This is a genomic window from Actinomadura montaniterrae, assembly GCF_008923365.1.
In the GTDB taxonomy this organism is placed as follows: domain Bacteria; phylum Actinomycetota; class Actinomycetes; order Streptosporangiales; family Streptosporangiaceae; genus Spirillospora; species Spirillospora montaniterrae.
Genome location: NZ_WBMR01000001.1, coordinates 173,311 through 196,240, shown reverse-complemented (window position 1 = coordinate 196,240; position 22,930 = coordinate 173,311). Strand labels below are relative to the sequence as shown.

The window sequence follows — 22,930 nt, the reverse complement described above, 5'->3', positions numbered from 1 at the left end:
ACCATGAGCGCGGCGGGGAATCATCAGCCAAAAAGGCGTGATCTGGCCCGGAGGATCACGCGGACGCCCGAGCACATCAAGCCGCCCTCAGGGCGCTCGACCACGACGCATCCGCCGCCGAGCTCACCCGACTCAGGGCTCGAGGATCAACACTTGGCCCCAGCCGCATCGGACCTCAGCGCGATCGAACCACCGGGCCCGGCTGCGGCGGTCCGCGTCGGGTGGGGTGATCGCCGCGGCGACCAGCACCCAGCTCATCCTGCGCGAGACCTCACCGCAGCCAACTGCGTCTACAGGCCGACACCGCTCACCCGCTGCCGCGCCGCAACCGTCTCGCGCCACCTGGCCACCGTGCATACCACCGTCGCGCGGCCGGGAAGTCGCCGGTGACCAGGACTACCTCGGCCGTCGGGTCAGAGCAAAAGTGACCATTAGTTCCTGATTTGTCGCTTCTGCGGGTATCTTCAAGGCCGGCCCGCAGGTCAGTGAGGCCGTGACGCAGGGCATCACATCGGCGGCCGACAACCGCTCCGCGGCCGTGGCCGGGGTGCTGTCGGCCCCGGTGCCGAGAACTGGTGGAGGAGCCGCCGCCTATGCAGTGCCAAAGAGGGGCCGGCTCGATGAGCGGCCCGGCGCCGGCCACCGCCATGGGCAGGTCGGCGTGACGCCGGAGCGCTTGCGATGACGCGCGCAACACGCCCCGCGCAGGTGGAGGACCGCCTGCGCCGCACACCAGCGCATTCTCTGCCCGAGGCCGTGGAAGAGGCGCTCAAGGGGTGCCTGCCCGCGGTCTCCGCCGTCCGAATCCTGCTCGCGGACTATCACCTCAACGTCCTGGTCCCGCTCGACGGCCAGGACGAGCCGGAACCTGTCCGGATAGCGGGGACGTTGGCCGGACGCGCGTTCGTGTCCCGGAAGCCGACCCTCAACCCGGTCGCCGGACGGGGCGCCGCTCCCGACGGGTGTGAGGTCTGCGTGCCGGTCACCGCCCGCGGTGAGCGGCTGGGGGTGCTCGCCGTGACCACCGGTGATCCGGCCCCTGAGGATCTCCTCCCGGATCTGGCCGAGGTGGCGGAGATCATCGGCTGCGCCTTGAAGGTCGCCTGGAACCACACCGACCGCTACGAGAGGGCTCGTCGTCTGCGGCGGCTCACTCTCGCGGCCGAGATCCAGTGGCAGCTGCTGCCCGGGCACGGCTGCGCGGGTGAGGAGTTCAGCCTGGCCGGGCACCTGGAGCCGGCCTATGCGATCGGCGGGGACAACTTCGACTGGTCGACCGAGCAAGACCATCTGACCCTGACCGTCACCAACGGGTCCGGGACGGGCATCCAGGCAGCGCTGCTGACCTCCCTCGCCGTCGGCGCGCTGCGCAACGCCCGCCGTTCGGGCGCCGACGTCGCCGAGCAGGCGGCCCTCGCCGGCGACATGGTCCACGCCCGCTACCGCGGCACGGAGTTCACCGAGACGCTGGTGATGCGGGTGAACCTGGCCGACGGTGTCGTCTCCGCCGTCGACGCCGGCTCGCCCCACATCCTGCTGATGCGCGGCACGACGATGATCCCGATCGAGCTCGAGCACCAGATGCCGCTCGGCATGTTCGCCGACACCCGCTACCAGATCCAGCAATTCAAGATCGAGTCGGGGGACCGCCTGATCATCGTGAGCGACGGGCTCTACACCGCGCCCACATCACCGGACGGCGTCTTCGGGACCACCGCGCTGCAGCAGGTCGCCCGGCGCACCCGCATGCTGGACGCCGCCGAGGTGCCACTGGCGGTCATCGCCGAACTCATGGAGCACCTCGGAGGCCAGGACCTCGCCGACGACGCGGTGGCGCTGTGCCTGGACTGGAAGCAGCCCGCCACCGACAGCTCCTCACCGGCCCACCCGGCGGAGACTCAGGAGTCCTCGGACGCGCCGGGCTGAGCTTCGGCGGGCGCCGAGACCGGCTGCGACGCCCGGGCTTCGTTCCGCGGTGGCCGCGGCAGGGTCGGGCCTCCAACGGAACCGCTGGCGGGTCCGGTCGTTGGGCCTTTCGGGGGGCTAGAGGCTGAGCGCGATCCGGTACCGGTCATAGATCGCTCGATGCCCGGTGTCGTTCGGGTGGAATCCGTCGGTGGTGTATCCGCCGAATGCCGGATCTCCCGTCGGGTGGCGGTTCGGGGCGTGGTCGAACAAGTCGGTGAACGGGACGTACAGGCCGTCGTGCTTGTGCGCCTGCTCCGCGATCAGCACGTTGTAGTGCGCGACGCGCTCGCAGTCGGCCCATGGTCCTCCGTTGCTCGGCATCCATGTTCCTCCGACCACCAGCAGCGCGTCCGGCGCGGCGGCGCGAACCCGGTCCAGCGCAGAGGCGCAGTCGGAGGAGAAGGCGTTGTACTCCTGCGCCTCCCGGACGTTGTTGGTGCCCAGCATGACGAACGTCAGGTCCTCGCCGCCGCTGACGTTGGAGACCGAGGTGAAGACGGTGTTGCCATTGGCATTGTGGGTGTGGTCGTAACTGCCGTAGGCGACCGGGCCGACCGACTCCAGGCGGGCCCGCATGAGATACCGCCAGGAGTTCTCCAGCGTGCTGGCGAAGGATCCCCGGTAGCCGACGGAGTCGCCGAGGAAGTTGACTCGCAGCGTTCCGCTATTGGGCCAGGTGATTTTTCCTGCCTGGGTCACTTTCCAGTCCCTTCTGGGTGCTGCCTCCGCGTTCACGTCGGCCTGCCGCTACCGGAGTAGGCGCAAGGCGTTGCCGCTGTACACCTTTTCCAGCACGTCGTCAGGGAGGTCGAGTGCGGATATGGCCCAGCGGCCCTGGGGCGGGATCTCCTCGTCGGGGGCGTAGGGAAAGTGTTCGTCGGCGGTCTCCAGGAAGCGGTAGTGCGTGGGGTACGAGGACGCCGAGAGCGGGAACGCGTCGGTGCCGAACAGGACGCGGTCCGGGTGGCGGGTGAACAGCGTCCGGGCCGCGCGCGGGCGGCGGCCGAGTTCGGCGAGCCTGCCGGCGATGTCGATGTGGAAGTTCGGATGCTCGTCCAGCATGCGCGAGACCCAGCGGAGGTCCTCGGCGTAGCAGCCGACGTGCGCGCCTATGAAGACGGTGCGCGGGTGGGCGGCGACGAGGCCCTCCAGGGCGTCCATGAGTCGTGGGAAGGACGGAAGGCCGGGGCGGCCGAAGTGCCAGTCCGGATGGGCCAGCAGTTCTTCGAGCCGCTCGTTGTGCCGGTCGGCGGGGTGGAAGAACGCCACCGGATCGGCGGTGTGGATCAGCACGGGCAGGCCGAGGTCTCCCGCCGCGGCGAAGACGGGGGCGAGGCGCGGATCGTCCGGCAGGACCAGGCGGCCGTCGGGTCCGGTGTGGTGCAGGCCGAGCATCTTCCAGACCTTCAGGCCGCGGGCCCCGCGCGCGCGTGAGTCCTCCAGGCTGCTCACCAGCCGTCCGACGCCGTCGCGCTCGCGGAGCAGGCCCCAGTCGAGCTGGCAGAACGTGAGGAACCGGCCCGGGTGGGCGTGGTCGTAGCGGTCGAGGTTGGCCGACAGCTCCTCCCCCCACATGCCGTCGAGGTTCACGATGGCGGCCACGTCGTGCTCGTCCATGAGGGCGAGCAGCCGGCCCACGTCCGGCGCCATCCATCCGCCGTCTCCGGTGAGCCAGCGGCCCAGGTGGTTGTGGACGTCGACGCATCGGTACCGCGGCCGCGGAACACGGCTCCCGGGGATGGCGACGCTCGGGCGCGGCGCATAGTCGGACAGCCGCAGATCGTGGAGATCGGGCATGGCCGCCTCAGCGGCCTTCGCGGAGCGGACGGGTCCATTCGGAGACCTTCGCCTGCCAGGCGTCGTCCTCCTCGGGACGCCCGGCCACGCCGGGGCGGCGCTGCCAGGGCAGCGGTCCCGTTTCGGGACGGTACTCCACGCCGAGCGCGGTGAGGCGGTCCAGGTGGGCGCCGAGCCGCCGCCGGAACCCGGCCGGGTCCCGGTCCTCGCTGCTCCACACCGTCTCGGCGAAGGCGGCGAGCCGGGGGAAGGCCATGTAGTCCAGCTGCCGCGTGGAGTCGATCAGCTCGGTCCACAGGCAGCACTGGGCGCCGAGGACGCGCCGGGCCGCCCGGTCCCCCGCGAGCGCGGACGGGATCGGTTCGAAGGCGTAGACGTCGTCGACCGTGAGGACGGTGCCGAACGGCACCGGCTCCTCGTCGCCGGGCGCCTGGCGGTAGTCCAGGTAGACGGAGGTGTTGGGGCAGGGAACGACGTCGTGTCCGCTCTTGGCGGCGACCACGGTGCCGTGGTCGTCCCGCCACGAGGTGATGACGGCGTGCTCGGGCGCGCCCCGTCCCTCCAGGATCTCGTCCCAGCCGACCGTGCGCCGGCCGTGGGCGGCGAGGTGGCTCGCGATCCGGCCGATGATCCAGCTCTGCAGGTCCGCCTCGTCGCGCAGGCCGAGCTCGCGGATCCGGCGCTGCGCGGCCGGGCTCGCCCGCCACTGGTCCTTGCGGCACTCGTCGCCGCCGATGCTGATGTACGGGCTCGGGAACAGCTCCACGACCTCGTCCAGGACGTTCTGGAAGAACGCGACCGTGTGCTCCTCGGCGTTGAGGACGTTCGGGCCCACGCCCCAGGTCGTGGCGACGTCGAGGGGGGTGTCGAGGTTGCCGAGCTCGGGGTGGGCGGCGATCGCCGCCTGGGTGTGGCCGGGCAGGTCGATCTCCGGGACGACGGTGATGTGCCGCCGGGCGGCGTAGGCGACGATCTCGCGGACGTCGTCCTGGCTGTAGTAGCCGCCGTGGGGGCGGCCGTCGCCGGGACCGTTCCAGCCGACCTGGCTCTCCCGGCGCCACGCACCGACCCCGGTCAGCCGCGGATAGCGCCTGATCTCCAGCCGCCAGCCCTGGTCGTCGGTGAGGTGCAGGTGGAGGACGTTGAGCTTGTGCACGGCCATCAGGTCGATGAAGCGCAGCAGGTCCGCCTTGGGGAGGAAGTTCCGGGCGACGTCGAGGAGGCAGCCGCGCCAGGCGAACCGCGGCCGGTCCTCGATCCGGACATGCGGCAGCGGGAGGCTCCGGCCGGCGGCCGCCTTCCGGTACGCCTCGGGCGGGAGGAGCTGCCGGAGGGTCTGCGCGCCGTAGAACGCGCCCGCGGCGTCGGCGGCCTCGATGAGCGCGCCGCCGTCCTCGACGCTCAGCCGGTACGCCTCCGGCGGCATCTCCCGGACCGCGAGCGTGATCCCGCCCGGCCGCGGCCCGGGCGGCAGCTCGCCGCCGGTGACGGGGCTCAGCTCGCCGCGCAGCCAGGCGGCGACCTCGGCGAGCGCGGGGGCGGCGGTCAGGGTGGTGTGCCGGTCGAGGACGAGCCGTCCCGGACGCGTGTCGAGACGTACCGGTTTCGGAATGACCATCGATGCCCCCGTCAGTCGCAGGTGATCTTCGCGTCGGCGAAGTCGGTGTGATCGAAATAGGCGTTGTCGCCGCCGTTGGTGGCGACGAGGCGGATGTACCGGGCTCCCTTGACGGACGCGGTGACCTTCCGGGGCGGTTGGTCGCCGGTGAGGACGCCGGTGCGGGCGGCCAGTTCCCCGTCTGCCCACACCTGGAAGTCCGCCGAGCCGCGGACGGCTCCGGGCGCGTCGACCTCGTCGTCGATCCCGGCGGAGAACGCGACGGTCGTACAGCGCCCGGCGGTGTAGTAGCCGATCTCGGCGGGGGCCTGCGCGCCGAGGCCCTTGGCGTACCGGACGCCGCCGATGGTGAGCGTGTGCCCGTCGCCGGCGGCGGCGTTGCCGCCGCTCATGTCCTTCTCGACGGGGCCGAGGTGGTTCACCATCGTCGCCCACGGCACGTCGCTGAGGTAGCTCGTACCGGAGCCGGGGGCGGTCGCCACGTGGACGACCGCGCTCCCGTCGAGCCCGCCCTTCCAGCGGTCGGAGGTGACTTTCCCGGTCAGCGGATAGTCGCGCTGCGCGGCTCCAGCGGGCGGAGTGATCGTCCATCGGGTGGTGAACGCCGCACCCGGCGCCAGCCTCTCGGAGGTGGACGGGGTCACCGCCTTCGCCTTCCAGCCGTCGGGCACGGTCAGCGAGACGGCGACGTCCCGTACCGGTGCGGTGCCCCCGGTGTTGGTCACCCGCGTCAGCAGGGAGTTGTCCTTGCCGGGCTCGACGGTGGTGGCCCGGGTCTCCCCCAGGACGGTGGCGGGGTCGATCTCGTAGGTCGGCAAAGGCGCGGACGAATCCCGCCGCGTGCTGACGCGGTACATGACGGTGCCGTGCGCGGGCACCGCCGCAGCGATGTCCCCGGTGGTGCTCCAGGCGGCCCCACTCCACAGGTCTTCCAGGCGGTAGCGGGACGCGGCGGGCAGTTTCAGCTCGCTCGCGGTGGTGGAGATCGTCTTCTCCCGGTCGCTCTCGTTGTAGAGGGCGACGGCCGTGTCGCCGCCCGCCAGCGGCCGGGACAGGACGTGGTACCAGCCGTCGGTGTGGGCGAAGGCGGCGGGACGGCCGAGCGCGTCCTGGTCGACCGCGACCACGCGCGGGTTGGCGACGATCGCGGCGGGCGCCTTGGCCGGGGCGGCCTGCAGGATCAGCGGGGCGGCGGCCATCGCCCACAGGCTGACCTGCGTGCGGTACTCGGTGTCGGTCATGCCGCCGAGGCCCGCCTGCAGCAGGTCCGGGTCGGCGTAGCTGTGCGGGCCGGCGTACTGCAGGCGCAGCATCGCGGTCTCCCAGATGCCGAGCATGCTCGCGTAGGAGTCCGTGATCGGCTTGGTGACGACGTTCGTCCGCCAGGTGGTGGCGAGCTGCCCGCCCCACAGCCACGGGACGCTGTTGCCGTCCTCGTTGTTCATGGCGAACGCGATCCCGTCGCCGAGCGCCTCGCGCATGCGCGGGTAGAGCTTCTGAGCGATGGCCTGGGAGTTCTGCCCGGGGAAGTCGGCGGTCGGGATCGAGCAGTAGTCGTACTTGACGTAGTCGACGCCCCACTCCTTGACGAGCGCGGCGTCGTCCGCCTCATGCCCGTAGGAGCCGGGACCACCGCCCGCGCAGGTCTTGGTGCCCGCGGACAGATTGAGGCCGAACTTCAGGCCCTCGGCGTGAACCGTGTCGACCAGCGCCTTCATGCCGTCGGGGAAGCGGCCGGGGTCGGCGGCCAGCCGTCCGGAGGAGTCGCGCTCCCCCGCCTCCCAGCAGTCGTCGATGATCACGTAGCGGTAGCCGGCGGCCTTGAGCGCCGCCAGGCCGGTGGCCGCCTGGCGCACCGAGGCGTCGGCGACGGAGCAGCCGAGGGCCCGGCTGCTCCAGCCCATCGGCGGGGTGTCGATGGCGGGCGGCGCCGCCGAGCGGGCCATCGCACCGGACTGCGGCACGGTGGACATGGCGAGGAGCACCGCCGCGAGGGCGGCGGTCACGCGTCTGCGCATGATCGTCCTGTCAGGCCGGGTGGAGGCTCGGGTCGCCCGGCTCGATCGCGAACGAGCCGGAGGTGTAGGCGAGCGCGTAGGGCTGGGTCACGACGGGAAGCGACCGGAAGTCGACCTTCATCTCCCGTCCGGAGATGACGCTGCGGACATAGCCGCGCCGCCCGTTGAAGAACTTGACGTGCGGGTTCTCGGCGAGCAGCTGCGCGGTGTTCGGGTATTCGTCCAGGCCGTTGCCCGCGGACGTGACCGACGTGCTCACGAGTTCGACCGCCACCGACTTCGACTCGGGGTCCTGGTAGTCGCGCTTGACCTCGCCCGCCCAGTGCGAATGCACGTCACCGGTGAGGACGACCCCGTTGCGCTTGTTGTCGTCGATCGCCGCGGCCACGCGGTTGCGGCTGGCGGTGTAGCCGTCCCAGCCCTCGTTGGAGTAGCCCTTCGCCTCGCCGTTCGTCCAGTCCATCTCCATGAAGAAGACCTGCTGGACGAGGAGGTCCCACGTTGCTCTCGACTCTTTCAGCTGGCCGGCGAGCCAGTCCTCCTGCTCCTGGCCGAGGATGGTGCGGTTCGGAGCGAGGCGTTCGGTGCAGTCGGCGCCGATCGTCCCCGACTTGCCGTCGTTGCAGGCGTACAGGTCGCGGTACTGGCGGGTGTCGAGCATGTGGAGGTTGGCGACCGATCCCCACCGCACCGTCCGGTACAGGTGGAGCGCCGCGCCGACGGGCTTCTGCGCGCGGCGCAGCGGCATGTTCTCGTAGAAAGCCTGGAACGCGGCGGCCCGCCTGGGCAGGAACGGCGGATCGGGCTGCTCGGGCACGTCGCCCGCCCAGGCGTTCTCGACGTCGTGGTCGTCGAAGACGGTGACCCATGGAGCGACCGCGTGCGCGAGCTGCAGTTCCGGGTCGGTCTTGTGCTGGGTGTGCCGCAGCCGGTAGCCGGCGAGGTCGAAGCATTCGCCGCCCGCCTGGTCCCGCACGGGGTACTTGTAGTCGCCGTATTCGTAGATGTAGTCGCCCAGGAAGGCGATGAGATCCGGATGGTCCTCCGCCATTCTCCGGTAGGCCGTGAACCAGCCGACCTGGTAGTCGGCGCAGGAGGTGAAGGAGAGGTTGAGGGCGCGGCCGCTCGTGCCGGGCGCCGGCGCGGTGAGCGTCCGGCCCACCGGTGACACCTGCCCCGCGGCCTTGAAGCGGTAGAAGTACTCGGCGCCGGGCCGCAGGCCGTCGAGTTCGACGTGCACGCTGTGCGCGGACTCGGGAACCGCGACCTGCGCGCCGCTCCGGACGATCTTGCGGAACCGCTCGTCCTCGGCGACCTGCCATTCGACGGGGACGGGACGGTGCGGCATGCCGCCGAGGCCGTCGGGGGCGAGCGGGTCCGTGGCGAGGCGGGTCCACAGGACGACGCCGTCGGGGGCCGGTTCGCCGGAGGCGACACCGAGCCGGAACACCTCGCCCAGCGGGGCGCGCCGGGCCGCCGCGCGCACGGGTGGGACACCCAGTGCGGCGGCGATGCCCAGGCTCGCGCCCCCGGCGAGAAGGGAACGCCGGGTGATCATGAGGCTCCTCGACTACTTGACCAGCGCGTCGCCGTCGTGGACGGCCTGGTCGGCGGCCTGCTGCGGGGTGAGCTTGCCGAGGTACATGTCGTTGAAGGTCTGGTTGAGCTTGTTCTCGAACGCGGTGAAGCCGGTCGTGACGGGCAGGTTGAACGTGGCGCCCCGCGACTCCTCGAGGAAGGGCGAGACGTCCAGGCCCTTCTGCTTCCAGTAGTCGAGGTAGCCCTGGGAGAGGCCGTCCAGCGCGGGGAAGACGTAGCCGCCGTCCGCCATGATCTTCTGGGCCTCGGGACCCGAGAGGAAGCGGGCCAGCTTCATCGCCGCCTCCTTGTGCGGGCTCCTGGCGTAGACGGCCTCGGAGAGCCCGTTGATGTTCACGACGCGTCCGGCGGGGCCCGCGGGCATCGGCGCGATGCCGATCTTGAAGTTCGCGCCGGGGGCGACGAACGGCAGCAGCGCGTTGTTCGCCGGGAACATCGCCACCCGGCCCTGCTTGAACATCTCGTTGATCTTGTCGCTGGGCGGGTTGGTCTGCGCGGCGGGCGGCGCCACGTGGTACTTGTTCACCAGGTCGACGCCGAACTGCAGCGCCTGCACCGAGGCGGCGTCGTTGAAGGCGTACTTGCCGAACGGCTTGTCGACCAGCTTGCCGCCGTTGGAGCTCACCCAGTTCATCCACTGGGTCTGGTAATGGTTCCAGGACGCGAAGCCGTACTGCTTCACCTTGCCGGCGTCGAATCCCGGCTGGTCCGGATGCTTGCCGTTGTCGTCGACCGTCAGCTTGCGGGCCGTCTCCAGCAGGGTCCCCGAGCCGTCGGGCGCCCAGGTGAGCTTGTCCGGCATCGTGACGCCGGCCTTCTTGAACAGGTCCTCGTTGTAGAGGAGCCCGACGATGCCGAAGTCCTTCGGCACGCCGTACAGCTTGCCCTTGTAGGTGTAGGACTGCACGACGTTCGCGTTGTACTTGGAGGTGTCGAGCTTGAGGCCGCCCAGGTCGGCCAGGATCCCCTTGGTGACGAACTCGGGGAACTGCGAGGTCTGCATCCAGAAGACGTCCGGCGCCGTGCCCGCGACCGCGTCGGCGGTCATCTTGGTCCAGTACTGGTCGTACGGAAGCAGCTCGATCTTCACGCGGACGCCGGGGTCGGCCTTCTCGAAGGCGGCCATCACCTTCTGGTAGCCGGCCTTCTGCTGGTCGTCCCAGAGGCGGTAGGTGAGCGTGACGGAGCCTCCGGAGTCGCCGGAGCCGCCGCAGGCCGTCGCGGTGGACAGGAGCGCGGCGCCGAGCACGGCCGCGATCGTGCGGATTCGGGGGGATGTCATTGCGGCTGACCTCTTCTACTTGAGGCCGGTGAGGACCACCGAGCGGACGATGTATCTCTGGAAGGCGACGAACACCGCGACCATGGGCACCAGGGCGATCAGGGCGGCGGCGGTCATCTGGTTGGGGTCGACGCCGATGGAGCCCTTCAGCCCGGCGATCCCCACGGTGACGACCCTGGTGTCGTCACCGCTGGTGATGATCAGCGGCCACATGAAGTTGTTCCAGGACGAGATGACGGTGATGATCGCGAGCGTGCCGAGGGCGGGGCGCGACAGCGGCAGGACGATGCGCAGCAGGATGGTGAGCGGCCCGGCGCCGTCGATGCGCGCCGCGTCCTCCAGCCCGGCGGGCAGGGCGCGGAAGAACTGCCGCATCAGGAAGATCCCGTACGGCGTGCCGAGCAGGTACGGCGCGAGCAGCCCCCACCAGGTGTTGACCAGGTGCAGCTCGCGCATGATCAGGAACAGCGGGATCATGGTGACCGCGCTGGGCACCATCATCGTGGCCACGTACAGCCAGAACAGCACGTCGCGTCCGCGGAACCGCAGCCGCGCGAACGCGTAGGCGGCGAAGGTGGTGAACACCAGCTGCCCGGCGGTCAGCGCGGCCGTCATCAGCAGCGTGTTGCCGAGGTAGCCGGCGAAGCCCGAGTGCATCACCCGGTCGAGGTTGGCGAAGGTCGGCGGCAGCCCCGGCTCCCACGGCTCGGTGCCGCTGAGCTGCCGCGGCGTCTTCAGCGCGGTCAGCGCGACCAGGAGGTAGGGGAAGACGGAGACGAAGGCGCCGGCGACCAGCGTGACGTAGAGCGCGGTGCGCTTGACCATGGTCCCTCCTCAGCTCAGGTCGTAGGTGGTGCGCTTGGCGAAGAACCGGACCTGGGCGAGCGTCACCGCGAGGATGAGCAGGAACAGCAGCGCGGCCAGCGTCGAGGCGTAGCCGAAGTCGAACTGCCGGAAGGCCGTCTCGTAGATCCTGAAGTTGAGCACCTCCGTGCTGCCGCTCGGCCCGCCGTCGGTCATCGCGTAGACCGTGTCGAAGATCTGGAACGCTCCGACCAGGTTCGTCACGGTGACGAAGAACGTCGTCGGGTTCAGCAGCGGCAGGGTGATCTGGAAGAACCGCTGGACCGGGCTCGCGCCGTCGGTGGCCGCCGCGTCGTACAGCTCCTGCGGGATGCCCTGCAGCCCGGCCAGGAAGAACAGCATGGTGTAGCCGCTGTACTGCCACACGTTGACGAGCGCGACGGACGGCAGCGCCCACGACGGGTCGGTCAGCCAGTCCGGCCCGCTCACCCCGGCGACGCCGAGCAGCTTGTTCAGCGCGCCGTCCCGCGGGTCGAAGATCCACGTCCACACCAGGCCCATCACGATCGGCGTGGCCATCCACGGCACGACGAACAGCGCGCGGTAGAACGCCACGCCCTTGACCCGCTGGTTGAGCAGCAGCGCCAGCAGCAGGCCGAGGACGGTCTGCGCCGGGATGCTCAGCAGCACGAACAGCACCGTCACCCAGACCGAGTGCCAGGTCTCGCCGTCGCCTCCGAGCCGCCGGTAGTTCGCCAGGCCGGCGAAGGACGGGCTGGACAGCAGCTCCCAGTGGAACAGGCTCAGCCCGAGCACGATCAGCAGGGGCAGCAGCAGGAACGCGAACACGCCGAACAGGCTTGGAGCGACGAACAGGTAGGCGTACCAGTTCGTGTGCCACAGGCGGCGGCGCGGGCGGTGCCCGGCTCCGCGCGCGGCCGTCCGGCCATCGGCCGGCTCCTCAGGCGTGCCTGCGGCGGGGGCGGTCACGACGGCCCGGTCGCGCTCGATGCCGTCGCGCTCGATGCCGTCGCGCTCGGCGCCGTCCGCCGGGTCGGCTCGTCCCGGCAGGTGGTCGGCGCTGCTCGTCACGACGGCTCCGTCCGGGTCGGCACCATGAGCCGCCGGGTCGTCTCCAGGCCCCACGCGTCCAGCGCGGCGATCGGGTCGCCGGATCCTCGCAGCCCGCCTCCGGCGGCGATGTGCTCGGCCCACTCCTCGCGCGCCTCGACCTCCGGCCGGGCCATGATGCAGTCGGGGTCGTTCACCCACCAGCGGGCGTGCAGGAACTCGCGCGCGGCTCCGGTCAGCCGGGCGCCGAGCTGCGACGGCTGGCTGAGGTCGCCCGCCTTCGGCAGCACCCGGGGCGCGGTGTCCGGGCTGACGCGCATGATGTCGGCCAGGCCGATGCTCGGCAGCATGGGGGCGCCGCAGGCGTGCAGCGCGGCGTCCGGGCCGATAGCCGTGCGGATCAGCTCGAGACCGCGCCGGTAGGCGGCGATCGAGCCGATGTCCTCGTGCCGCCGCCCGGGCAGCGCCCCCGCGTAGAGGTAGTCGAGCTTGAAATGGCTCAGGCCCAGCGCCTGGAACCGCGTGAAGACCCCGGCCAGGTGCGCGGCGGCGTCGGGGTGCGTGACGTCGAGGACGGCGAGGTCCTGGTCCCACATCACGCCCGCGTGGGCTCCGCCGACGAGCCAGTCGGGATGGTCCCGGAAAGTCCGGCTGCGTCGGCCGACGAGGAAGGGCGCCACCCAGATGCCCGCGCGGCGGCCCGACTCCAGGACGGCGCCGACGGACCGTTCCAGCGACCCGAACCCGGGCCGGAGGTCCAGCCAGTCGCCGATCTCGGCCTCGTAGCCGTCGTCGATGAGGAACATGTCGGCCTCGATGCCGTGCCGTTCGGCGAGGGCGAGGTTGTCGAGGATGTCGGCGTCGGTGACCTTGTCCCAGTAGCCGTACCAGGAGCACCACATGGGCGGCACGGCCGGCCACCGTTCGGGGGCGTGGCCTGCGGCGATGCCGTCCGCCCACCACCGCAGCGCGGCGTCCAGGCCGCCGTCGACCTCGTGGCGCGTGACGGGCCCGTCGGCGGACACGACCAGCCGGCCGCCGGCCTCGCGGGCCCGGATGGAGGGCACGTCCTCCGGGCCGGGGCCCGCGAAGACCGACACCGGCCCGCCGTCACCGGGGTCGACCGCCAGCAGCCCCTCGCCCTGGAACGCCCCGGCCGGAACGGGCGTCTCCGGGCGGTAGCAGATGGTCTGCACGTTGTCGTCGGCGGGACGCGGCGGCGTCTCGCCGGGCCGGTAGGCGCCGGTCGGGCTCCACGACTGCCAGCCGAACTCGAACACCCGCGTCCGGGGCGAGAGACGGGTGATCTCTCCGACATCGGTGAACGGCATCGGATGCTCTCACTTCCAGGAGAGTTATATAGGAGACCATCATTAGTACACGGGCCGGAGGTGGATGGCAATGGGTGCTTTGCACTGGACTTGCCGCCCGCCTAGGCTGATCGAGTGAGCCGCTGTCGCCCCCGCCCCTCAGTTCCGAAGGGAACCTTCTGATGTCGACGATGCCGCCGATGGGTGGCGACCTGTCCCGGTTACGGCAGCTCAACGCGCTGACCGTGATCAAGACGCTGCGCGGAGCCGAGGCGGCGACCCTGTCCGCGCTGGCCGAGCGCACCGGGCTGTCGCGGCCCTCCACCAAGGAGGTCATCGACGAGCTGAGCGCCATGGGATGGGTGGAGGAGGTCCCCCCGGCGTCCGGGACGATGGGCCGGCCGGCCCGGCGCTACCGGTTCCGCGCCGACGGCGGGCACCTCATGGGCCTCGACATCGGCGCGTACCACATCCGCGCCGCCCTCGCCGACCTCGACGGCGGCGTCATCGCCGAGACGCGCCGCCCGGCGCACCCCGGCGCGCCGCTCGAGGACCGGCTGGCGGCGATCGAGCAGGCCGCCGCCACCTGCCTCGCCCTGGGCGGGCTGACGATCGCCGACCTGTGGGCGGTCGCGGTCGGCACCACCGGGCTCGTCGGCCCCGAAGGCCGGGTCATCATGTCGGCCTCGATCCCGGCCTGGCGCGACCTCGACCTCGGCGGCCTGCTCGGCGAGATGTTCCCCTGCCGGGTGCTGGTCGAGAACGACAGCCGGCTCGCCGCCCTGGCCGAGACCAGGCGCGGCGTGGCCCGCGACGCCAGGGACGTCGTCTTCCTGCACATCGGGCGCCGCATGGGCACCGGCCTGATCATCGACGGCCGGCTCCACCGCGGCTTCGGGGCGGCGGCCGGCGAGATCGTCATGCTCCCCGAGGCCGGCTGGCGGGACGGGCCGGTGGACCTCAACGACGCCGCGATCGTCCCCGACGGCCTGCCGCCCGAGGACGCCGCCGGATTCACCCTGGCGGCCGCCCGCGACGGCGACCCGACGGCCCTGGACGCCGTCGCCCGCTTCACCGACAAGCTCGCGGTCGGCACCGCCGCGGCGGTCCTCCTCCTCGATCCGGAGATCGTGGTGCTCGGCGGCGGCTTCTCCCGCTCCGCCGACGTCCTGCTGCCGCCCCTGCGCTCCCGCCTCGAACGGGTCTGCCTGCGCATGCCGAAGCTCAGCGCGTCCACCCTCGGCGACGAGTGCGTCGTCCTCGGCGCCATCGACTACGCGATCGAGCACCTCGACCAGCTCTTCTTCGCCCCCGACGCCCCGGCCCTGCGCCCGCCGGTCCGCCCCGCGACCTCACCACCGGGGCCCGACCCCACCTGACTGCACCGGGACCCGACCCCGCCTGACCGCGTCCATGGGAACGGGGGGTCAGACGGTCGCGGACTTGCGGGCGGTGAGCAACAGCAACCGGCCGGTCGTCCGGGGGCCCTATCCGTTCACGGCGGTGTCCTGCCGGGTCATCGCGGCGTCCGTCCGAGGAGGAGGGCACGGGCGGCGACCGCGTAGCCGAGGGCGGTCAAGCCCCAGGCGCAGGCGTCCAGCGCGTGGTTGGGGACGCCGACGGCGAACACCGCGTGCAGGGGCTGGGAGACCGCCAGGACGAGGCCCGCCCAGGCGGGGATCGCTCCGGCGCGCCACAGCGCGATGCCGAGCAGCAGCACGCCGAGCACGTGGCCGAGGACGAAGACGACCCCGGCGAGCGCGATCGTGGGCTGCTCGTTCACCTGGTCGAGCAGATGCCCGACGGCCGCCGGGGAGAGCCCGGCCTCGGTGCCCGCGAGGGCCGCCTGGTCGGGGGCGACGATGCCCGGCAGCGCGGAGAAGCCCGCCACCGCCAGGATCGTCGCGGCGGTGCCGAGGCGCCGGGCGCCGCGGACCGCCAGGGCCCCGATCGCGATCGTGCCGGGGACGAGGGCGAAGGCCGCCGCCATGCTGAGCCACAGCACCGCCTGCTCGGCTCCTTGGTGGGCGGCGACCTTCCCGGCCATCGCGGTCATCGAGTCGGTCGTCCGGTACGGAAGTATCCCGCGCAGGACCGCGACGGCGAGCGGTCCGACCGGGATGAGCAGTGCGAGGCCGATGGTGCCGGCCCTCATGTGGTTCGCGCCCTGCCTGGCGGGCGCCGTGGTGGTCGTCATGCCCTCACGGTGGGCTCCCGTGTGCTCCCGCCGGGAGGGTGCGCCGCGCGTCCGGGCCGGGAGGATCTCCCGGCCCGGCTGGGACCCGGCCCCCACGACAGGCCGGGCGCCGCGGGTCATCATGGCGGCATGAACCGCGACCCTCACGGCCGGACGCGGCGCCGCCGCGTCCTGTCGGCGGCTCTGTTCGGCGCCGCGGTCGGCTCCGCGGTCACGGGCGCGGTCTCCGCGGCGGCCGTCGGGATGAGCTTCGGCGAGGCGCTGGACGCCTTCGTCGTGACCAACGCGCTGATCGGCGTCTCCTTCGCCACCTGCGGGGTCCTGGTGTCCTGGCACCGGCCGCGCAACCCGGTCGGCCGGCTGCTGCTCGCGGCCGGCGTACTGCAGGCCGTCACCGCGGGCGCCGTGCCGCTGGTGAGGTACGGCCTGACCCACGGGTGGCCTGACGTCCTCGTCCGCGGCCTGGTCACGGTCGCCACGTGTTCGTGGCCGTGGGCGATCGGGCTGTGCCTGCCGCTGTTGCTGCAGCTCTTCCCTGGCGACGCGGGGCTCGGCCGCGGCTGGCGATGGGTGGCGTGGGCGACCGTGCTCTCCAGCCCGCTCTTCGAGGCCGAGCTCGCCACCGAGCACGACCCGATCGCCGACGGCTATCCGCTGGGTTACACCGCCGTGCAAGGCTCACCCGCGGCCTGGCTGACACCGGTCGCGGAGGCGCGGACCCTGCTCGTCGTCCTGGCCGGGCTCGCCGCGCTGGCGGTGCGCTACCGCCGCGGCGACGAGCGCCGCCGGCGGCAGCTGCTCTGGCTGGTCGCCGCGGTGCTGATCATGGCGGTGGCGTGGGTGCCGTGGGCGTTCGTCGCCGGAACGCTGGTCGTGGTGCTGTTCTCGATCCCGCTCGTGCCGGCCGCGATGACGATCGCGATCCTGCGGTACCGGCTGCTCGACATCCGGCTCGTGGTGTCCCGGACCGTCCTGTACGGCCTGCTCACCACGGGGGTGGCCGGGGTCTACATCGGGCTGGTCGCGCTCCTGGACCGGGTCATGCGCGAACAGGTCGGGCTGGGCAGTTCGCTCGCCGCGACCGTCCTGATCGCCGTCGGGTTCAACCCGGTACGGGTCCGCCTGCAACGCCTGGTCGACCGGGTGCTGTACGGCGACCGCAGCGATCCCGTGCGGGCGGTGTCGCGGGTCGGTGAGCGGCTCGCGGCCGGGCTGCCCGGTGTGCTGGAGGCGGTACGGGAGGCGCTGCGCCTGCCGTTCGCGGCGCTGCGCGCCGGCGGAACCGAGATCGCCGCCTCCGGCGACGCCCCGGAACTGCTGCGCACGCTGCCCGTCACCTACGGGCCCGACCGCATCGGCGACCTCGTCATCGGGCTGCGCCCGGGCGAGAAGCGCCTCGGCCGCACCGACCGGGCGGTACTGGAACTGCTGGCCGCGCCCCTTTCGGTCGCGGTGCACGCCGTGGGACTGTCGGACGAGCTGCAGCGCTCCCGGGAGGCGATCGTGATGGCCCGCGAAGAGGAGCGGCGGCGCCTGCGCCGCGACCTGCACGACGGGCTCGGCCCCGCCCTGACCGGGGTCGCCTTCAAGGCCGACGCGGCGGGCAACCTGCTGGCCGCGGACCCGGCCGCCGCCCGCGAGCTGATCGCCGAACTGCGCGGCGAGGTCGCCCGCGCCGTCGCCGGCATCCGCCGGCTCGTCTACGACCTGCGCCCGCCCGCCCTCGACGACCTCGGGCTCGTCGGCGCCGTCCGGCAGGCGATCGACCGGCTCGCCCGCGACGGGATGGCCGTCCGGCTGACCGCGCCGGAGACCCTGCCCGCCCTGCCCGCGGCGGTCGAGGCGGCCGCGTACCGGATCGCGGTGGAGGCGCTGACCAACGCGGTGCGGCACTCCGGAGCGCACCGGGTGGACGTGCGGATCCACCTGGACGGGAGGCTCCACGTCCAGGTCACGGACGACGGGACCGCGCGCGACCGGCCATGGTGCGGCGGCGTCGGGATGGCGTCGATGCGCGAGCGGGCCGCCGAGGTGGGCGGCGTCTGCGAGGCGGGGCCGGGCCCGCAAGGCGGCCGGGTCGCCGCCGCGCTCCCCCTGGCGGTCCCCCGATGATCGGCATCGTCGTCGCCGACGACCACCCGATCGTCCGCAGCGGCCTCACCGCCCTGCTCGGCTCCATCGACGGCCTGACCGTCCTGGCCGCGGTCGCCGACGGCCGGGCCGCGGTGCGCGAGGCCGTCACGCAGCGCCCGGACGTCCTGGTCATGGACATCCAGATGCCCGGCCTGGACGGGATCGAGGCCACCCGCCAGATCGCCGCCGCGGCCCCCGGCGTGGCCGTGCTGATGCTGACGATGTACGAGGACGACGACTCGGTGTTCTCCGCCATGCGCGCCGGCGCCCGCGGCTACCTGCTCAAGGGGTCCGAGCAGACGGAGATCGTCCGGGCCATCCAGTCCGTGGCGGCCGGAGAGGCGATCTTCGGGCCGGGCATCGCCCGCCGCGTGCTGGGCTTCTTCGCCGCCCCGCCGGCCGCGACGGAGCCGTTCCCGGAACTGACCGGCCGGGAGCGCGACGTCCTGGGCCTGATCGCCGCGGGCCGTCCGAACGCCGAGATCGCCCGGCGGCTCGGCATCTCCCCCAAGACGGTCGCCAACCACATCTCCAGCATCTTCGCCAAACTCCAGGTGGCCGACCGCTCCGAGGCGATCGTCCGAGCCCGCCAGGCCGGTCTCGGCGCCCCCGATTCCGCTCCCTGACCTGGGCCCGTCATGGACAGGCCTTCTGGAACCCGATGCCGGTCGGCGCGTACTCGGCCCATTCCTTGCGTGTCAGCGAGCGCCCAGCCATTCGACAGGCGAGGCCGACCAGGTCCTTGTCCTGGGGCATCGCGATGTCCCAGAGCCGCACGGTCTCGTCGTCGCCGCCGGTCGCGAGGGTCTTGCCGTCCGGGCTGAACGCCATTGCTCTCACATAGCCGGTATGACCGCTGAGGGGATCGCCGATCTGTTGGTGGGATCGGGTGTCGAAGAGCCGCACGGTCTTGTCGTATCCGCCGGTGGCCAGGATGTTGCCGTCAGGGCTGAACGCCACCGCGAGCACGAAGCCGCTATAGCCGATGAGGGGGGTGCCGAGCTGCTGGTGGGTGCGGGTGTCCCACAACCGCACGGTCTTGTCGTCGCTGGCGGTGGCCAGCGTGTGGCCGTCGGGACTGAACGCCACCGAATTCACGTAGCCGGTGTGGCCGGTGAGAGGAGGGCCGGTCTGGTGGCCGGTGCGGGTGTCCCACAATCGCACGGTGTGGTCGTTGCCGGCGGTGGCCAGGGTATTGCCGTCTGGGCTGAACGCCACCGACCTCACGGGGCCGGTATGGCCGGTGAGAGGGTTGCCGATCGGTTGGTAAGTGCGGCTGTCCCAGAGCCGCACAGTGTCGTCGTAACTCGCGGCGGCCAGGATCTTCCCGTCGGGACTGTACGCCACCGAAGTCACGGGCCCGTAGTAGCCGGTGAGGGTACCGCCGGTCTGGCGGTGGGTGCGAGTGTCCCAGGCCCGCGCGATGTTGTCGTAGTCGCCGGTGATCAGGGTCTTGCCGTCTGGGCTGAGCGCCACCGAGTAGACGAAGCCGGTTCCGCTGAGCGGGGCGCCGATCGGTTGGCGGGTGCGGGTGTCCCAGAGCCGGACGGTCTTGTCGTCGCCGCCGGTGGCCAGCGTCTTACCGTCTCGGCTGAACGTCACTGATTGCACGCGGCCGGTGTGGCCGGTGAGGGGATTGCGGGGCGGCTGGTAGGTGCTGGTGTCCCACAACCGCACGGTCTTGTCGTCGCTGCCGGTGGCCAGGGTTTTGCCGTCGGGACTGAACGCGACCGACAACACGGAGCCGGTGTGGCCGGTGAGGGGCGTGCCGATCGGTCGGCGGGTCCGGGTGTCGAAGAACCGGACGGTCTTGTTCTCACTGGCGGTGGCCAGGGTCTTGCCATCGGGGCTGAACGCCACCGAAGTCACGGGGCCGGTGTGGCTGAGGGGCTTGCCGATCGGCTGGTGGGCGCGGATGTCCCAGAGCCGGACGGTGTCGTCGTATCCCGCGGAGGCCAACGTGCCGCCGTCGGGGCTGAACGCCAACGAATTCACGTAGTCGGTGTGGCCGGCGAGCGGCTTGCCGATCGGCTGATGGGTGCGGGCGTCCCAGAGTCGCACGGTCTGATCGAGGCCGGCGGAGGCCAGGATGGTGCCGTCGGGACTGAACGCCACCGCATGCACGGTGTAGCCGTGGCCGGTGAGTGGAGCGCCGATCGGCTGGTGAGTGCGGGTGTCCCACAGCCGGACGGTCTTGTCCTCGCCGCCGGTGGCCAGCGTCTTGCCATCGGGACTGAACGCCACCGAATTCACCTTGCCGGTATGGCCGGTGAGGGGGGCGCCGATCGGTCGGCGGGTGTGGGGGTCCCAGAGCCGCACGGTCTTGTCGCTCGCGGTGGCCAGGATGTTCCCGTCGGGACTGAACGCCACCGAGCTCACGGGGTCCGTGTGACCGAGTGGAGTGCCGATCGGCTGGTGGGTGCGGGCGTCCCACAGCCGGACGGTCTTGTCGTCGCCGCCGGTGGCCAGGGTCTTGCCGTCTGGGCTGAACGCCACCGACCACACGAAGTCGGTGTGGCCGGTGAGGACGGCGCGTTCCGGTCCGGCCAGGATGTCGAGGAGGCGCGCACGGTTCTCGGGGGTCTTCCGGACACTGCGGGACGCTGCAGCGAGGAGCGCCGCCACCGCCGGGTCGGCCGACTGTTCGCTTCGCGTGAGGAGCTGGCCGGAGACGGCGGAGTCGCGCTGGCGGGTGACGGTGCGTTGTGCCCGGACGGCCCAGCCGGTGGCGGTCAGGGACAGCAGGGTGGCGACGGCCAGGACCAGCGCGGTGGCACGGGTGCGCCGGGTGCGGGTGGTCCGGGCGCGGTTGCTGGCGTCCAGCAGGGCGCGTTCGGTCCGGTTGGGAAACGGCGGGTGCCCGCTGGCGGCCCAATGCATGGCCTGGTCGAGGTCGACTCCGGTCAGCACGTCACCGCGGCGCTGCCCGTTGGCCTTCCAGGTGTGGGCGGCCTGGCGGACCCGGTGATGGGCGGCCAGCTCCTGATGGCCGTCGAGCCAGTCACGCAGCCGCGGCCAAGCCCGCGGCAGCGCCGGACGCGTCACGACGATCCGCTCACCGGTCCGCGAGCCCGGCTGCTGCCCGAGGGAACCGGATGCCTGGGCACCGGTGACGGCCAGCAGCGGCGCGAAGGCCCGGACCACCCGCCGCAGCGCCGCCGCCTCGGCCGGGCTATGACGGTCGAACAGTTCCTCGGCCGCTGCCGGGCGGATGGACCAGCCCCCGTCTTCCCCGGGTACCACACAGCGCAGGAACACTTCGGGGACCAGGTACCGGTCTTCTGGGGACAGGCTTGTGTAGACGTCCTCGGCGAGCTTGCCCAGCGCGGGGTCTCCCGGCTCCCAGCCGGTGTGCGGAGCGGCTTGCGCGGACCCCAGGTTCATCAGGTCTTCCAGGCCGGTGTCCTGGTGGGGGTCGCCGGTCAGCGCCGTCAGGACGGCGCGCGCCGACGGGCGCCGCAGCGGGTCCTTGTCCAGGGCCGCGGCCACCAGCGCCCGCAGCGGCTCGGGCAGGGCCGACAGGTCAGGGTGGTGGGTGCGGACCTGGTGGGCGATCTGCGGCAGGGTGTCGCCGGGGAAGGCGTGCCGGCCGGTGGCGGCGAACACCATGATCGCGCCCCAGGCGAACACGTCGGCCTCGGCCCCGGCGCGCCGCCCGGCGTACACCTCCGGCGGCATGTAGCGCAACGTCCCGGTGAGCCCCCCGGCCTGGGTCGCCGAGTGGGTCTCCACCATCCGCGCGATCCCGAAATCGATCAGCCGGGGACCGTCGGGCCCCAACATGACGTTGCCCGGTTTCAGGTCGCGATGCACGACCCTGGCCTGGTGGATGGCCGTCAACGCCGTGGCGATCCCGATCCCGAGCCGGTGCAGCTCGTCCCCGGCGAACAGGCGGGGCTCGCGTCCCGGCCCGCCGACGACCGCGGCCTGCAGGCTCACCCCGTCGATGTACTCGCTGACGATGTAGGGCCGCGGCGGCTTCAACCGCACCTGCACGATCCGCGCGGTGCAGAACGAGGCGACCCGCTGCGCGGCCCGCGCCTCGGCCGCCATCTGCTCCAGCTCCCCCGAGGAGCCGCTCGCCCCGTGCAGGACCTTCACCGCCACCCGCGCCCCGTCGGGTCCGTAGGCCTCGTACACCACCCCCTGCCCACCGGCGCCCAACCGCCCCGCCAGCCAGAACTCCCCGATCCGCTCGGGATCACCCGGCTCCAACCGCTCCACCAACTCCGACAACCCCTTCCCCAGCCTGGCCGGATCCCTGGCCGCGGGCCACCACGATCGATCACCAGCCACTGTGACGCCCCCCGAACGAGCTGAGTTCTCATCGGCGCACACAGTGCCGTGGTGCCTCTACTGGTGAGGCCCTGATGGCGGGTACGGCTGCTGGTACGGCGGTGGGGGCGGATATGGAGGCGGATATGGCGGCTGGTACGGCGGCCCCGAAGCGATGCCATTCGGGTTCGGCCGGGCGGCGCGACGACTGGTGATGAGCAGGATTCCGTTGACCACGCCGGCGGCCAGCGCGACGAACAGCAATGGCTCCGCGAGCAGGAACGTCCAGCGGAAACTGATCGCTTCGGAAACGGCCTGGTTGACCGGCGGGGCCACGATCAGCGCCAGGGCGCCCAGGAGCGCCATCGCCGCGGACGCCAGGCCACGCCGACGCTCGAATCGCAGCAACAGCGCCACCGTGGCTCCGAGCGACGCGCCCGTGCCCAGCCCTCCCAGCACGCGCCCCGCCGACAGCACGCCGGCATTCTCGGTGAACGCGACCAGCAGACCGCCGAAGGCCGACGCGAGGACGGCGGGAATGGTCACCGCCGCCGGTTGACGGGCCCCGAGCAGGACACCGGCGGGAAGTGCCACCGCCGCCGCGATCAGGTAGGGGACGACGGCCTTCATCAGCAACGCGTGGCCGGGCAGATAGAGGGCGCGCTGCATCGGCGAGAACGCGTCGGTGCCGTAGACCGCGGTCAGCAGGAACAATCCGATGATCGTGGCGAGCCCCGGTCCGGCAAGCCCCCACCAGGGGGAACCGCCGAACGGCGACGCCTCCATTCGCCGATTATCCGGTACGTCGGTCATCGCGCATCCTCTCGACGACTCTTTCGGTGGGCATATCCATCGCGA

The 22,930-nt window shown here is 72.0% G+C and carries 16 protein-coding genes; 4 read left to right on the top strand and 12 right to left on the bottom strand.

The genetic code is table 11. The features are described 5' to 3' along the window. Positions 1 to 681 precede the first annotated feature (681 nt). Positions 682 to 1,926, top strand: coding sequence for a PP2C family protein-serine/threonine phosphatase (locus F9B16_RS00910; RefSeq protein WP_151537847.1), 1,245 nt, complete (start codon positions 682 to 684; stop codon positions 1,924 to 1,926). Positions 1,927 to 2,043: 117 nt separating this feature from the next. Here the strand turns inward: F9B16_RS00910 and F9B16_RS00905 are convergent, their stop codons facing one another. From F9B16_RS00905 to F9B16_RS00865, 9 genes are read right to left on the bottom strand one after another with little or no spacing between them, the layout of a single operon-like run. Further along, positions 2,044 to 2,667: an SGNH/GDSL hydrolase family protein gene (locus tag F9B16_RS00905; RefSeq protein ID WP_192808541.1), complete on the bottom strand. Its 624-nt coding sequence runs from the start codon at positions 2,665 to 2,667 to the stop codon at positions 2,044 to 2,046. A 48-nt stretch (positions 2,668 to 2,715) separates the two neighbouring features. Next, positions 2,716 to 3,765, bottom strand: a complete 1,050-nt coding sequence (locus tag F9B16_RS00900; protein ID WP_151537845.1) for an amidohydrolase family protein — start codon at positions 3,763 to 3,765, stop codon at positions 2,716 to 2,718. Between the two features lie 7 nt (positions 3,766 to 3,772). After that, positions 3,773 to 5,383 (bottom strand): beta-N-acetylhexosaminidase, encoded by a 1,611-nt coding sequence (locus tag F9B16_RS00895; RefSeq protein ID WP_151537844.1) that lies wholly within the window; start codon positions 5,381 to 5,383, stop codon positions 3,773 to 3,775. An 11-nt stretch (positions 5,384 to 5,394) separates the two neighbouring features. Beyond that, a complete protein-coding gene (locus tag F9B16_RS00890) occupies positions 5,395 to 7,401 on the bottom strand; it encodes an NPCBM/NEW2 domain-containing protein (protein WP_151537843.1) in 2,007 nt (668 codons plus the stop codon). A 10-nt stretch (positions 7,402 to 7,411) separates the two neighbouring features. Beyond that, positions 7,412 to 8,959 carry an alkaline phosphatase D family protein gene (locus F9B16_RS00885; protein ID WP_151537842.1) on the bottom strand — a complete coding sequence of 516 codons (1,548 nt, stop codon included), beginning with the start codon at positions 8,957 to 8,959 and terminating at the stop codon, positions 7,412 to 7,414. A 12-nt stretch (positions 8,960 to 8,971) separates the two neighbouring features. Then, a complete protein-coding gene (locus F9B16_RS00880; RefSeq protein WP_151537841.1) occupies positions 8,972 to 10,282 on the bottom strand; it encodes an ABC transporter substrate-binding protein in 1,311 nt (436 codons plus the stop codon). 15 nt (positions 10,283 to 10,297) lie between these two features. Continuing rightward, entirely contained in the window at positions 10,298 to 11,107 is an 810-nt protein-coding gene (locus F9B16_RS00875) for a carbohydrate ABC transporter permease (protein ID WP_151537840.1), read from the bottom strand. A 9-nt stretch (positions 11,108 to 11,116) separates the two neighbouring features. After that, positions 11,117 to 12,178: a carbohydrate ABC transporter permease gene (locus F9B16_RS00870; protein WP_225991224.1), complete on the bottom strand. Its 1,062-nt coding sequence runs from the start codon at positions 12,176 to 12,178 to the stop codon at positions 11,117 to 11,119. Then, positions 12,175 to 13,488, bottom strand: a complete 1,314-nt coding sequence (locus F9B16_RS00865) for a glycoside hydrolase family 36 protein (RefSeq protein ID WP_151537839.1) — start codon at positions 13,486 to 13,488, stop codon at positions 12,175 to 12,177. Before F9B16_RS00865 ends, F9B16_RS00870 begins: the two co-directional genes overlap by 4 nt. Positions 13,489 to 13,649: 161 nt before the next feature. Here F9B16_RS00865 and F9B16_RS00860 point away from each other — a divergent pair, with 161 nt between their 5' ends. Next, entirely contained in the window at positions 13,650 to 14,846 is a 1,197-nt protein-coding gene (locus tag F9B16_RS00860; protein ID WP_225991223.1) for an ROK family transcriptional regulator, read from the top strand. Positions 14,847 to 14,983: 137 nt separating this feature from the next. Here F9B16_RS00860 and F9B16_RS00855 read toward each other — a convergent pair whose 3' ends face one another. Next, positions 14,984 to 15,664, bottom strand: coding sequence for a hypothetical protein (locus F9B16_RS00855; RefSeq protein WP_151537838.1), 681 nt, complete (start codon positions 15,662 to 15,664; stop codon positions 14,984 to 14,986). A gap of 129 nt (positions 15,665 to 15,793) precedes the next feature. On the opposite strand from F9B16_RS00855, the gene F9B16_RS00850 reads away from it, so the two are divergent. Together F9B16_RS00850 and F9B16_RS00845 are read left to right on the top strand one after the other, a co-directional pair. After that, a complete protein-coding gene (locus tag F9B16_RS00850) occupies positions 15,794 to 17,776 on the top strand; it encodes a sensor histidine kinase (protein ID WP_151537837.1) in 1,983 nt (660 codons plus the stop codon). Beyond that, positions 17,773 to 18,423, top strand: coding sequence for a response regulator (locus F9B16_RS00845; protein WP_151537836.1), 651 nt, complete (start codon positions 17,773 to 17,775; stop codon positions 18,421 to 18,423). Before F9B16_RS00850 ends, F9B16_RS00845 begins: the two co-directional genes overlap by 4 nt. Before the next feature lie 10 nt (positions 18,424 to 18,433). Here F9B16_RS00845 and F9B16_RS53455 read toward each other — a convergent pair whose 3' ends face one another. Together F9B16_RS53455 and F9B16_RS00835 are read right to left on the bottom strand one after the other, a co-directional pair. Then, positions 18,434 to 22,033 carry a protein kinase domain-containing protein gene (locus F9B16_RS53455; protein WP_192808540.1) on the bottom strand — a complete coding sequence of 1,200 codons (3,600 nt, stop codon included), beginning with the start codon at positions 22,031 to 22,033 and terminating at the stop codon, positions 18,434 to 18,436. A gap of 117 nt (positions 22,034 to 22,150) precedes the next feature. Continuing rightward, positions 22,151 to 22,885, bottom strand: coding sequence for an MFS transporter (locus F9B16_RS00835; protein WP_192808539.1), 735 nt, complete (start codon positions 22,883 to 22,885; stop codon positions 22,151 to 22,153). Positions 22,886 to 22,930: the final 45 nt, after the last annotated feature.